We start from the raw sequence: 13,371 nt of genomic DNA, 5'->3' as shown, positions 1-13,371 counted from the left end.
GTTTCTTGAGAATGGAGCGGTGAGTGCCGCGGCCGGCCGCCAATTTCCATCGACGCAGGAAATGTATTCCGGAGCAGCACCGAGTTGGGTTTTTTGGCTTTCGAGAATCCGGCCGACATGACACCGGGGAGTGCAAATTCTTCCCGCCGGAACGCCAACGGTCCTCTAGCAAAGATCCTGGTCTGTCACTGCCGTGCGTGAATCGAGTTTCACGCACGGCAGCGGCGCGGGGCCGGCGTTCGGCGCTCGTTTCCCGATGGCATGTACCGATGCTGTTTAACTGCGCTGGAGCTCGGGGTAGGGTCCATGCCCCACGAACGTGCCGTGCGATGTCCGGGCGGCAGCGAGAAGAGGAGCAGCACATGGAACCGCGCCACATCGCAGTATTCACGCCCATGATCGGCGGGCACGTGGCTCCAGCCCTCGGTGTGTGTGCCGAACTGGTGAGGCGGGGCCATCGCGTCACCTATCCGACGAATGAAAGTTACGTCGCGCGGATACGCGAAGCCGGTGTAACGCCGCTCGAGCTCAAGTTTCCTCAGCTCAGGAATGCGGAAAAGATCTATGAGGATGTCGCGTCCGACGACATCAAGTACTGGCGCGCGTTCGCATTTGTGACTGCCCCGACGGCGCTTGCGAGCTCGGCCGCCGCAGTGGCGGAGTTGCAAACGTTCTACGCGGCGAATCCTCCGGACCTGATTCTTTATGACTGGTTCGCCTTTGGGGGGCGGATACTGGCGAAGCAGCTCGGTTGCCCGGCGATCCAGCTGCAATCGCACTTTGCCCATCGAAACGCGCTGATGCGAATCGACGGTGTCTGTACCACGCCGGAGCCCATGAGCGGATTCGGCAGGTTTCTCGACGCCTTCCTGGCGACGTACGGATTCGAAGGCAGCAATCAGCTGTGGCACTACGAAGATCTCAACATCTTCTGTGTGCCGAGAGAATTTCAATACGATTTCGAAAGTCTCGACGGTCGCTTCGTGTTCGTCGGCGCGACCCACAACCGCACGCCGAGGCAGGGGGCATGGCGGAACACAGTCGAGCGGGGGCGGCCGGTCATCTTGATCTCCGAGGCGACGTCGGGCACGGACGGCAGTTTCTTGAGACTGTGCCTCGCCGCGTTCGCGGGGTCGAAGTATCACGTCGTGGTGTCGAAGGCGCCGAACACTCCGGAGCCCGCATCCTGGCCGGGAAATTTCGAGATCAACCGGACGGCGTTCAACTGCGAGATCCTGCCGTTCGCGAATGTGATGCTGTGTCAGGGAGGAATGGGGACCACGCTGGAAGCGTTGTATCACGGCGTTCCCGTGGTCGCCGTCTCGCTCAACCCGTTCAATTCCGAAGTGGCATTCCGGATGGCCGATCTGGGGTTGGGGGTTTATGTCCGCGAACGAGGCGTGACGCCCGCGATACTCGCAGAGGCGGTCGCTACCGCATCGTCGGATGAAGCAATGCTGGCGCGAGTGAAGCGCATGCAGTCTCGTTTTGCGACGACGCCCGGTCCGACCGCCGCCGCCGATGCGATCGAAGGATATCTCGCGGGTCGGGCAGAAACGTCGCGCAGAAACGGCTTCGCCCGATAACAACTACAAGCGCGGGTCATCGGTCGTTCAGCCGGGACTTTGCAAGCAGCTCTGGTTAATATTCCAGTATGCACCGACATCGCAGGTATCGATGTCACGATACAACTGGGGTACGCATGAGCTCGGCGAAGAACGCATTGTTTGGCGGTATCGAAGCGGGTGGGACCAAGTTTGTCTGCGCCATCGGCGATGCCGACGGTCGCGTGATCCTCGAATCGCGGTTCTCGACCCGCGATCCGGTCGCGACATTCCGCGATGTGTTCGATTTCTTCCGCGCCGCTCGGGCGGAACACGGCGAGCTCGAGGCTTACGGCATCGCATCTTTCGGGCCTTTGAATATCAATCCGCGATCCGCGGGTTATGGCCGCGTCACCAGCACGCCGAAGCCCGGCTGGTCTGATTTCGATCTGCGCGGTGTCCTCGTCCGTGAGTTCGGCAAGCCGGTGGGAATCGATACTGACGTGAATGCCGCGGGGCTGGCCGAGGCACGCTGGGGCAATGGCGTGGGTCTGCCGTCGCTGGTTTATGTCACGGTCGGGACCGGGCTCGGGGTCGGAATCATCTATCAAGGACAACCGCTGCTCGGGCTCACTCACCCGGAGATGGGCCACATTCACGTGCGTCGGCATCCGCGGGATCTGCAGTTCGCCGGCGTGTGCCCTTTTCACGGGGATTGTCTGGAAGGACTCGCGTGCGGCCCCGCCATCGTCGCGCGCACGGGGCGCTCGCTCGCTGAGGCGTCCGATGCGGATGAGATATGGGAGATCGAGGCCGACTATCTGGGGCAATTGTGCGCGCAGCTGGTGAGCACGGTGTCTCCGCATCGGATTCTGTTGGGTGGCGGCGTGATGCAGCAGGAGAGATTGTTCGGGTTGATGCGCGCACGGATGCGGCACTGGCTCGGCAGCTACAACGTTCAGCCGGAGATTCACGAGGACGGATTTCTCCGTGCCCCGGGGTTGGGGAATCAGGCGGGTGTAAAGGGCGCGCTGGCGCTCGCCATGGACGCCGCGAGCCGCGGATCGCAGTGAATGTGACATAGATTCGGCTCGAAATCGCCCGGGGGGATGAAGCCGCCCGCTGAGGGGGTCAATTAAAAGAACGTCCCCTCGTGCGTGAATTTATGGCCGCTCAACCTGAACCGCGGAGTATTCTGGATCTCGTCGAGAGCGCGCGCTCGATACGAGAGTTGATCCAGTCCGATCCGCACCGGCCCATCTTTCATTTTGTCGCTCCGGAGGGCTATGCGTTTCCCTTCGATCCCAACGGCGCGATCTATTGGAAAGGGAAGTATCACCTCGGTTTCATCTATCAGAAGCGTCCGACGAAGGATTTTACCTTCGATAGCGGCCATGTCTGGGGTCATGCGGTCAGCACCGATCTGCTGCATTGGACGCTTTATCCGGACATGCTGAATTTCACGGAGGGCGATCGGGAGAAGGGAATATTCAGTGGCGGCGCGTTTCTGTCGAAGGAAGGCACACCGCATCTGATCTATCACGGTTTCGGCACCGGGGCGAATCTGCTCGCCTGCGCGGCGGATGACGATCTGAAGCTGTGGACCAAGCTGACGACGCCCGCGCTGAAAGAGGATTCTCCGCCCAATGAGTCCTTCAGTGTGTTCGATCCCTGCGCCTGGTACGACCGCGCGTCGGACTATTACTACCAGATCTCCGGGGGCATGAAGCCGGGGCTGTTCAAGTCCCGCGATCTGCGCGAATGGGAATATCTGGGGAACGCCGTCAGCGGCGAGAACCGCATGCGCTACGAATTCGAGGACGTGGCGTGTCCCGCCTTCTTTCCGGTCGGCGACAAATGGATGCTGCTGTTCATCAGCCACACGCTGGGAGCGCAGTACTACGTCGGCGATTTCGCCGACGATCGATTCACGCCCGAGCGGCACGGGCGCATGACCTGGCCCGGGGGAAGTTTTTTCTCGATCGAACATCTCACGGATGCGCGAGGAAGAAACATCGTCTGGGGATGGATCACACAGCACAACAAGCCGGCGCACCTGCCGGACTACGGTTGGTCCGGCATCATGAGCTTGCCCAGAGTGGTGTCGCTCGATGACACGGGAGTGGTGCGGATCGATCCGCCCGAAGAGATCGAGACGATCCGACTGCAAGAGACGCGGGAGCGCGACCTCGTTCTGCAGCCTGACACCGAGACGACGTTGCGGACCCGGGGACGATCGCTCGAACTGAAGATCGAGATCGCCGGCGGAAAATCGACCACGCCGTTCGGCATCAAGGTCTTTGCCTCGCCGGATGGACGCGAGCAGACCGTCATTCGTTACGAGCCGGCACAACAGCAGGTGGTGGTCGACTTCGTGAAATCCTCCGTGGCCGCTCCGGTTTCCGTGCCGGCGTTCTTGTTCGGCAAGGAGGTGCAGCCGGGCTTTCATCCCGACACCGATCCGGCGCACCGGGCCTTCGTCGAGCGCGTTTCCGCACAGAGGGCGCCGCTGCAACTCGCGGACGGTGAATCCTTGATATTGGATGTGTTCCTCGATCGTTGCGTTATCGAGGTGTTTGCCAATGGACGGCAGGCGGTGACGCAGCTCGTGTATCCGGAGCTGGAGAGCAGTACTCAGATCAAAGTCTTCAGTGGCAATCAGCCGGTGGCCGTGAGGAATATTCAGTCCTGGATGCTCGCGGAAACCAATGCCTACTAGCGTTCACGTCGAGTCCGCTTCGCTTTCGCCCAACCAGGCGAGCCACGCAAGAGATCCAAGCGAGAGTCTTCCGAAAACCGATCATCGGCTGCTGGCGCGGCCCGGAGACTACTCCACGACGTACGTCTGGTACGTCATCGCCTTGCTGACGATCGTCAATGTCTTCAATTACATGGATCGGATGGCTTTGTCGGTGCTGTTGCCATCGATCAAAGCGGACCTGGCGCTCTCCGATGGACAGGTCGGCCTGCTGGTGGGCTTCGCCTTCGCGCTGTTCTACGCGATCTGCGGCATTCCCATCGCACGCTATGCGGATCGAGGCATCCGGCGCAATGTCATTGCGATCTCTCTGACGGTCTGGAGCATCATGACCGCGCTGTCCGGCACGGCGCAGAACTTCTGGCAGTTGTTCATGGCGCGCGTAGGCGTTGGCGCGGGAGAGGCCGGCGGTCTGCCTCCGGCGCAGTCCATCCTGTGCGACTACGTTCCGGTCGAGCGCCGCTCGGGGGTATTCGCCATCCATTCGTTCGGTCTGATCGTCGGCATGATGCTCGGGATGGCGTTGGCGGGGCCGCTGTCGGAAATCATCGGCTGGCGGTGGACGTGCGTGGCGCTGGGACTGCCTGGAATCGGCGTGGCCTTCATCGTCAGGCTCACGTTGCGTGAGCCGGCGCGCGGGGTGCTCGACAGGAAAGCTGCTGTCAAAGAAACGAAAGCGGCTCGCGACGAAAGCCTGAGCCCTCTGGCCACCCTCGTGGTCCTGTGGCGATGCCGGACGTTCAAGCTGCTGATGCTGTCCACGGTGATGCATGGTTTCATTTACTGCGCGCTCACCCAATGGTGGCCGTCGTTCTATGCGCGCTCGTTCGGGTTGAGCCTGTCTTCGGTGGGCTTGTACCTGGGCGTGGGCTTGGGCTGCGGCTCGGGATTGGGAATGTTGATCGGCGGACTGTTATCGAACAAAGGCGCGCAGCGGGATACCAAACTGCCGCTGCTGCTCGGCGCGGCCGGTATGTGCCTGGCAATTCCAGCATCGCTCGGCTCGCTGCTCGCGCCCTCGGTCGGAGTCTCCATCATGTTGGTGTTTGTCACCGGGCTATTGTGGAGCGTGCCGAGCGGGCCGCAGGTGGCGACGCTCTATAGTGTCGTCCCGCCGGGAATGCGCGCCACCGCGGGAGCCATCTCGATCTTCTTCTCCTCCGTCGTGGGCTTCGGGCTCGGGCCGACGTTCGTCGGTTTTCTGAGCGACCTGCTGGCTTCCCGACTGGGCGTGGAATCGCTGCGTTATGCGCTGCTGGCGCCGATCTGTTTGATGCCCATCCCGGCGATGGTTCTGTACGCGGCGGCGTTGGCGGCGCCGGCCGATATGCAGCGCGCCCGGACCTGAGCCTGCCGTTGACCAGTTGAAGATTTACCGCGAGCGGATGTGCGCTTACCACGGCTCGCTCACGCTCGCGGTCATGAGTATTCCTGTCGCCATCATCGGGCTCGGCGCGGTGGCCGATTCCCACCTTGCCGCCTATCGTGAGCTGCCCGAGATCGAGATCGTTGCTGTCGTCGATCCGCGCGCCGAGCGTGTTCGGCAAGTGTCCGAGCGAGTAGGGGCTCCAGGATTCCTCGACTGCGCGAGCATGCTGAAACAGGTGCGCCCGCGCATCGCCTGCGTGCTATCCACCGTAGCGTCGCATCGAACGCTGACTGAAATGCTGGCGGCGGCTGGCATCCACGTGCTGTGCGAGAAGCCGATTGCCAATCGAGTGCAGGACGCGCTGGCGATGAAGGAAGCCTGCGCCCACCACGGCGTGCAATTCATGTACGGTTCGTCGTATCGGTATTTGCCGGCGGTGATGCAGGCTCGGGAGCTGATCGCCAGCGGCACCATTGGCCGGGTGCGCTTGATCGAAGAGCGCGGAGTGGTCGGCCAGGGCGCGGATAAATTCGTGCCGATGTCGGCTGCTCACTATCCCGAGGGCACGCCGGGTGGCGGCGGCTTCGGACTGTTCGATCACGGCGTGCATCTGCTCGATATTTTTCCTTGGCTGCTGGGCAGTCCGATCCGTCGCGTGCTGGGGCGGGGGAATTACACGGGGCGGGCCATGGAACCCGAGTTCGCACTGCTGGAGCACGAATGCGGCGCGCTTGGCATGCTCACCTATGACGAGTCCACGGTGAGTTCCGACCTGCCCTGGGAGGGCGTGTTCAGTCATGGCCACAGTTGGGTTCTCAACGAGGGCTTCGTCGGGGCGGTCGGCGAGTGGAGTGCCGGGGCGAGCTTCATCCGAGTCCACGGCACGCATGGCGCGCTTCGGATCTTTCACTACGCCAACCGTCTGTTCCTTGCCGTGCCGGGGGAGGTGCGGGAGCTGACGGTGCCTGCGGGAGCCGCGCCGGAACACTTCGGGCGACAGCTCCGGGCCTTCATTCATGCGTTGGACCGCGCGCAGCCGGCCCCGAGCAGCATCGATTTGGGCATAGGCGCCTTGAGCACGCTGCTCGGCATCTATCGTAGTGCCGAGACGCAACGCTGGGTGGACGTAAAGTAAGGTACATTCATCTCGCGTCGATGGGCGAGGGGTTGCGGCGATGAAATCCAAGCTTGGGCCGTTACTGGTTGATGAGCTGGCACGGGTCATTCAAGCCGACGGTCAACCACTGGCGGTGAGCCGCAAGGGTGTCGAACTGGTGATGCGGCTGGGTCGCACACCGAACGTGCCGGTGCGACGCCAGGCCCTGTTGCGCGATCTATGGCCCGAACGCGATGTCAGCGACAAGGCGCTGTCCATGCTGGTCGTCACGGTGCGCCGGCAACTCGCGCCGTACTTTGCAGGCAGCCCGGTCATTCAAACCCAGGCAGGCACCGGCTACGTGCTCATGGTGCCGTATCAACCCTGCGAATCCACGTCGGCACTCGTGCAAGTTGCCCACAAGGCGCGCGGGCGCATGCTCATCGCCGTGATGGAGCCGGTGATGCTGTCGGAGGGTGGTGAGGCGTTGAGGCTGGGAGCCGGTCTGCGTGACACGCTGCTTGCCAGCCTGGGAGCCGAGTCGAGTCTCGAAGTCAGTGTGCGTGGAGCCTCGCTTGCAGCTGATGAGCCGGAGCAGTTCACGCTGGCGATTCAATCGTCAGTCAGGCTGCTTGGCTCAGTGGCGTTGTTCAACGTTCGTCTGGTCACGCCGCACGATGGCAAGGTGTGTTGGACGTCAGGCGAGCGAGCGCCGCTCAGCGATACCTACGATGCCGAGACAGCGCTGTGCGAGCGGCTCGTGGCCGAGCTGCGCTTTGCCGCCGCCAGTTACAGTGGCAGGCAGGTGTGGACACAGTATCGCCAATCGAGCAGCTTTCGCGCGGTGGTCGAGGGACAACGCTTCGTCGCGATCCGCAGCGGCGCGGGTTTTCTGGCCGCGCGCGAGATGTTCATGACTGCCCTGGCCTCCGACCCAGGCTGCGCGCCGGCGCTGGTCGGCATGGCCGACTGCGAAATCCTCAGTACGTTCTACGACGGGGCGGATGCGGGCGCAGCCACGCAGCGTGCGATGACGTATGTCGAGCGAGCGCTGGCACTCAATGCCGATCTCGCTGCCGCGCATTCCACCTGCGGTTTCATCAATCTCGCACGCCTGCGTTTCGCCAACGCGGAGCGTGAACTGTTGCGAGCCATTCAACTCGATGAGTCCAGCGCGGTGGCCCTGCAGTGGTACGCCGATTTTCTGGTCTCGCAAGGCCGCGTGCAGGAAGCCGTCCAGGTCGGGCATCTGGCGGTGGCGCGTGCGCCGGAGAATGTCGTCGTCCACGCGCAGCTCGGCCAGCTGCTGCACCTGGCGGGCTTGTTCAAGGAGTCGCATGAACAGCTGGAGCGAGCCTTGGCGTTGGACAGCCGGGCAGCGGGCGCGCACTGCTTCTTCAGCTTGAACGCGATGATGCTGGGCGATGTCGAGGGGATCGAGCGCGGGCGTCGTGCGGTCGAGCTGTCTCCGGGCACTCCCCTGTATCGCGGGGTCTTCGCTTCGGCGCTGGCCCGATTCGGCGAGCGCGAGCGAGCATTACAACAATTGCATACGTTGGAAGCGAGAGCGCCAGGCTCGCCTTCCTATGCCGAGGCCGCGATGCTCGCCTCGGCTGCTTTGGGCCAGAACAAACGCGCCATCGAATGGTTTCGCGTGGCCACCACCGATGCCGCCGCCTGGACGCTGTACGCACCGACGCTGCCAATGCTGGAAAACCTGCGTCGCGAACCCGCGTTCCGGACGTTGTTGCATGCCCGAGGGCTTGCGGTCGAGGCAGCGTAGCGGGCGCTGTTACCTTTCTGCGGATGCTCGCTTACTTCAGCGGAGGCAGTGTTCCTCCGATCCCTCCGCGCAGCGGCGCGACTTGCAGCGAATCCTTCATGAAACTCTCTACGATCTCTCTGCTGGTGCTGTTCGCCGGCTGTGTCGTCTCGACAGCGATGGCCGACGTGCCGGCCCCGCGCACCCTGGCCGAAACCGGTCTGGGCCAATACCGCATCGATGAACCCTTTCGTTATAACGAAGCCATCCGCCGCTCGATTTATGTGCCGGCGCGCGATGGTGTCCGCCTCGCAGTGGACTATTACCTGCCCGCTGTAAACGGGCGCGTCGCGCGTGGCAAGTTTCCGATCCTGTTTGAGTACACCCGCTATGGCCGCGCGGTGCCCCGGCCAGATGGAGGCACCGTACGCTGGGCTGACGCGCCAGCCGATAAAAACGGAGTCTTGAAGATTCCAGCGAGCGCTTCGGGTCCGCTGATGTTTCTCGCCTATGGATATGCGGTCGTCGTCGCCGACATGCGCGGGGCCGGTGCGTCCTTCGGACCCTCGTACAACGAGGGCGACGATGTCGAAGGCAGGGACGGCTTCGATCTGGTCGAGTGGATGGGCCGCCAGCGTTGGAGCAATGGCGCGGTCGGCATGTTTGGCGCGTCCTATCTGGCTGAGATCCAGCCGCGCGTTGCGGCCGAGCGTCCGCGCGCTTTGAAGGCGATGTCCATGCAGGTCGCGTTCTTCGATGGCCCGAATAGCGCGTACTCCATGGGCGGTGTCTATCGCGCCGGCTGGGTCGGTGCGTGGAGCGCCAGGGTGGCCGACATCGACAATCGCTCCACGACGATACAGCAGCAGCGCATCACCAACATTGCCGAAGTGGATGCCGATCCAGATCAGACGTTGCTTCGGCAGGCGATCGAGGAGCATCGGCGCGGTGGCAACCCCGATGGTTATGCCGTTCATCTGCAGGAGTTCGAGACGCTCGGTGTGTTGCGTGACCGGCTGCCGTTCATCGATCACTACCAGCCGCAAGGACAGAACAACCTGCACACCCTTGTCGATCGCGTCAATCGCAGCGGCGTGCCGGCGCTGTTGTTCGGCGGCTGGCACGACATCTACTCGAACGACATGCTGTACTGGTACGCCAATCTGGACGTGCCGAAGAAACTGATCTACGGGCCGTGGGCGCACGGTTACCTGGGACCGATGCCCAACGATCCACGAGATGCCGAGCGTGGGCTGATAGTGTCGCGCGAAACTTTGCGGTGGTTCGATCGATGGTTGCTCGGGATTCGTAACGACGCCGAACAGCGTGCGCCCGTTCACTATGGTTTGCAGAGAACGCGCGAGCGCACGGAATGGTACGACGCTCAGCAGTGGCCGCCGCAAGGTGTCGTTGCGCGAGATTTATATCTATCCGCGCAGCCGGCTCGCAGCGTGCTTTCTCAGAACGACGGTTCGCTCTTGCCCGCTCCGCAATCCGAGTCCACACGTCAGCCGTGGACAGTCGACTACACCACGACGACAGGTACAGTGGGCACGCGTTGGTTGCTGCGCAAGGTCTATGAGATCGACATGGCGAGCAACGACATGAAGTCGCTGACGTTTACCACGCCACCACTCGCGCGGGATCTGCAGGTGGTCGGCGTGCCGACGGTGAAGTTGTGGTTGTCGTCCGAGAATGCCAAGGATACAGATGTGTATGCGTATCTGTCGGCGGTCAAGGAGGACGGGGCATCGCGTCTGGTCGCGGAGGGCATTCTGCGCGCCTCGCATCGCAAGCTGGGCAAGGCGCCCTATAAGAACTTCGACCTGCCGTTTCCCACGTCGCAGTCGTCGGATGTGATCGCCGCCGAGCCGCTGTCGCAGACGCCCGTCATGCTGGAATTCGCGATGCTTGCCACGGGGCGCGTATTTCACGCGGGCGAGCAACTGCGCCTGACTCTCTCGGGCGCGGATCGAGGCAATACCGTCACGATGGAGCAACAACCCGTGCCTCGGCTCGGTATCCATGTCGGCGGCAATCTCGCATCGGCACTGACTTTGCCGGTGCTTGGCGACGCCCCGCAGTTCACGACGCGGTGAAAAAATCCCGCGAGCTTACTCGCGAACGGATGAGCGTTTACCCGCACTGACTTAGGTTCGGTCTGGCTCGACGTCGCCGACAACTATATTTGGGGAGGATGATTCATGACTCATCGGATTCGCGGCCGGTCCGCGCTGTTGTGCCTTGCCATTGCGGGCACTTCCACGGCGCTGGCACAGAACACGCCGTCGACCGAGCTGGAGGAGGTGATCGTCACCGGCTCCAATATCGTGTCCTCCCTGGACGCCGAGAAGCGCGGCGCACCCGTGGAGGTGATTACCGCTGAGGCCATCGAGAAGACCGGCGCCAACTCGCTGGCCGATGTGCTCGCAAGCAATCCCTCGATCACGGGCGGTGCGCAGGCCGAGCAGGGCAGCGGCGGCCGGGGCTTCGTCAACCTGCGTGGCTTGGGCACGCAATACACGCTGGTGCTGGTAAATGGTCGCCGCTTGTCGGCCAACGATCCTGCCAACGTGCTGGCCATTCCAGCCGATGCCGTCGAGCGCGTCGAAGTGCTCAAATCCGGTGCGTCGGCTGTGTATGGTTCCGATGCGGTCGCCGGTGTGGTGAACGTGATTCTCAAGTCGTCGTCCGACGGCATGCACGCGAACATGACTTACGGCGATACCACGCAAGGCGGCGGGGCGACCACGGACCTCAACTTCTACGGCGGTTTCGAAACCGACACCTCGCGATTTTTCTTTCTCGGCAATCGCATGACGCGGGATGAGATCAGGGCGACCCAACGTGACATCACATCCACCAGCGACAAGCGCCGCTTTGGCGGCTTCGATGCACGCAGCACCCTCGGCAGCCCGGGCCGCATCGGCGGCGTCGCCGGTTCTCCCGATCTGATCGCCGACCCCACGCGTGTGCGCCCGGGAAACTACTCGCTCAATCCCGCCGACTATCGTTCTTATGACGCCGCGACCGATATGTTCGACACGCTCGCGACCGGCGATCCGAGCATCATTTCCAATCCGGAGCGGTTGACGGTGCTCGGCAATTTCGAGCACGACTTCGGTGATGGCGCCGTAACGTTCTTCGCAACCGGCCTGTACTTCCAGATGAAAGAGAATGTCTGGAACGCGCCGCGTGCCGTCTCCTTCAGCTCGGTCGGCACCATTCCCGCCAGCAATCCCTACAACCCGTTCGGCGAGGAGCTCACCGACGTGAGCTATCGTGCGATGGAGCTGGGGCGCCAACGCGATGAGAACACGGCGGCCACGCGTCGCTTGAGTGGCGGATTGCGGGGCGATATCGGCACCTGGCAGCTGGAGTCGGCACTGACCTGGTATCGCAGCGAGGTCGTCCAGAAGTCGCATGATACTTTCATCTCTTCGCGCCTGGCGGAGGCCGTCAATCGCAGTGGCCCGACAGCGTTCAATCCGTTCTGCAATGCTTGTAACACCGACGAGCAGTACCGCGGCCTGCTGGGCACGCGCGGTAGTGACATCGGCTTCTATTCGGACATTGCCGATATCCGCGCCAGCGGCTCGCTGTTCAATCTGCCGACCGGCGCGGTACAAGCGGCGGTGGGCGGTGAGTATCGTCGTGAGCGAGTGACGGTCGACTACGATCCGCTGTGGGTGGTCGGTGGCTGGTCGGGCCTGGGCACCGTCGATCCATACGATCTGTCGCGCGATATTTATTCGGTGTTTGCGGAAGTTCGCGTGCCGCTGCTCGCGCCTCGGGCCGGCAGCGACGTGAGTCCGTTGGAATTGTCATTGGCCGCACGCTACGAGGACTACAGCGATTTCGGTACGACCACGTCGCCGATGGCGACGCTGCGCTTCGCGACGTTGGACGATCAACTGACGCTGCGCGCTTCCTATGGCGAGGCGTTCCTGGCGCCGTATCTCGAGCTGGCGACTTACGACTACAACTTTTCGTACAGCACCGTGCTGATCGACCCAACGACCGGCAATCCCATCGAAGCGCTGATCTATGGCTCGGGCACGCCCGACATCAAGCCGGAAACCTCGAAGACGGTGAACATCGGCGCGATCTTCACGCCGCACGCGGTGCCGGGCCTGACGGTGTCGCTGGATTACTACCGCATCCAGCAGAACGATTTCGTGCCCGGGACCACCAGCGCGCAGGGCGTGCTCGACGGTACGGACAACGGCGTCGCGACCTACGGTACCAACATCGGCCCCGGCGGTGAGGATGTCATCGTCGAGACGTACTTCTATAACGCCGGTGAGCGCCGCAGCTCGGGCTACGAGTTGAATGTGAACTACGCGTTGCCTGAACTCTCCGTCGGAAAACTCAGCGTCGACGTGGGGCTGGCGCGCATGGCGTCGTTCGAAGTGCAGGATGGCAACGGCGGGCTGGTCGACATCGTCGGTGGGTACGACCCGTCGGCCGGCGACTTCTTTTCCACCGGCGCGTTGCCGAAGCTGCGCGGCTTGATGGGGCTGAACTGGGAGCAGGGCGCGTGGTCGGCCGCCTCGCAATATCATTTCATGACCAGTTACCGCGACCTGTCGGTGAGCGGCGAGCCGATCGATCACAAGATCCCTTACTACGCCACGGTCGATTTCCAGGTCAGCTATGCATTGGGCGAGGACGGACGTGCGGTCGACTGGTTGCCGACCCGCGCCATGCGCCTGACCCTGGGCGTGGAGAATGCTTTCGATCGCGAGGTACCGTTCGTCGTCTATCGAAACAACTACAACAGTTACGAGAACGATTTGCGAGGCCGGTACATTTACGCGCGCGTCAATCTGGACTTCTAGA

General features: G+C 62.6%; 8 protein-coding genes. All 8 read left to right on the top strand.

Going from position 1 to position 13,371, the window contains the following annotated elements; genetic code table 11:
- Positions 1–362 precede the first annotated feature (362 nt).
- Entirely contained in the window at positions 363–1,586 is a 1,224-nt protein-coding gene (locus EKO19_RS06885; protein WP_157995148.1) for a nucleotide disphospho-sugar-binding domain-containing protein, read from the top strand.
- A 116-nt stretch (positions 1,587–1,702) separates the two neighbouring features.
- Positions 1,703–2,617, top strand: coding sequence for an ROK family protein (locus EKO19_RS06880; RefSeq protein WP_129775601.1), 915 nt, complete (start codon positions 1,703–1,705; stop codon positions 2,615–2,617).
- A 92-nt stretch (positions 2,618–2,709) separates the two neighbouring features.
- Positions 2,710–4,263: a glycoside hydrolase family 32 protein gene (locus EKO19_RS06875; protein WP_129775600.1), complete on the top strand. Its 1,554-nt coding sequence runs from the start codon at positions 2,710–2,712 to the stop codon at positions 4,261–4,263.
- Complete coding sequence (locus EKO19_RS06870; RefSeq protein ID WP_129775599.1) at positions 4,253–5,650, top strand: spinster family MFS transporter; 1,398 nt, start codon at positions 4,253–4,255, stop codon at positions 5,648–5,650. Before EKO19_RS06875 ends, EKO19_RS06870 begins: the two co-directional genes overlap by 11 nt.
- A gap of 73 nt (positions 5,651–5,723) precedes the next feature.
- Positions 5,724–6,806: a Gfo/Idh/MocA family protein gene (locus EKO19_RS06865; RefSeq protein WP_175596973.1), complete on the top strand. Its 1,083-nt coding sequence runs from the start codon at positions 5,724–5,726 to the stop codon at positions 6,804–6,806.
- 40 nt (positions 6,807–6,846) lie between these two features.
- Positions 6,847–8,550, top strand: coding sequence for a winged helix-turn-helix domain-containing protein (locus tag EKO19_RS06860; protein ID WP_129775597.1), 1,704 nt, complete (start codon positions 6,847–6,849; stop codon positions 8,548–8,550).
- 98 nt (positions 8,551–8,648) lie between these two features.
- On the top strand, positions 8,649–10,628 hold the full coding sequence (locus EKO19_RS06855; protein ID WP_157995147.1) for a CocE/NonD family hydrolase: 1,980 nt from the start codon (positions 8,649–8,651) through the stop codon (positions 10,626–10,628).
- A 105-nt stretch (positions 10,629–10,733) separates the two neighbouring features.
- Complete coding sequence (locus EKO19_RS06850; RefSeq protein WP_129775595.1) at positions 10,734–13,370, top strand: TonB-dependent receptor; 2,637 nt, start codon at positions 10,734–10,736, stop codon at positions 13,368–13,370.
- Position 13,371 lies beyond the last annotated feature (1 nt).

Origin of the sequence: Peristeroidobacter soli (assembly GCF_004138485.1) — a bacterium.
Classification (GTDB): Bacteria; Pseudomonadota; Gammaproteobacteria; order Steroidobacterales; family Steroidobacteraceae; genus Steroidobacter; species Steroidobacter soli.
This window is presented reverse-complemented; position numbering and strand designations above follow the sequence as displayed.

Excerpts from the sequence above, each read along its gene's own strand:
- EKO19_RS06855 (WP_157995147.1), top strand. The coding sequence starts at position 8,649 with ATGAAACTCTCTACGATCTCTCTGCTGGTGCTGTTCGCCGGCTGTGTC.
- EKO19_RS06885 (WP_157995148.1), top strand. The coding sequence starts at position 363 with ATGGAACCGCGCCACATCGCAGTATTCACGCCCATGATCGGCGGGCAC.
- EKO19_RS06880 (WP_129775601.1), top strand. The coding sequence starts at position 1,703 with ATGAGCTCGGCGAAGAACGCATTGTTTGGCGGTATCGAAGCGGGTGGG.
- EKO19_RS06870 (WP_129775599.1), top strand. The coding sequence starts at position 4,253 with ATGCCTACTAGCGTTCACGTCGAGTCCGCTTCGCTTTCGCCCAACCAG.
- EKO19_RS06850 (WP_129775595.1), top strand. The coding sequence starts at position 10,734 with ATGACTCATCGGATTCGCGGCCGGTCCGCGCTGTTGTGCCTTGCCATT.
- EKO19_RS06860 (WP_129775597.1), top strand. The coding sequence starts at position 6,847 with ATGAAATCCAAGCTTGGGCCGTTACTGGTTGATGAGCTGGCACGGGTC.
- EKO19_RS06865 (WP_175596973.1), top strand. The coding sequence starts at position 5,724 with ATGAGTATTCCTGTCGCCATCATCGGGCTCGGCGCGGTGGCCGATTCC.
- EKO19_RS06875 (WP_129775600.1), top strand. The coding sequence starts at position 2,710 with ATGGCCGCTCAACCTGAACCGCGGAGTATTCTGGATCTCGTCGAGAGC.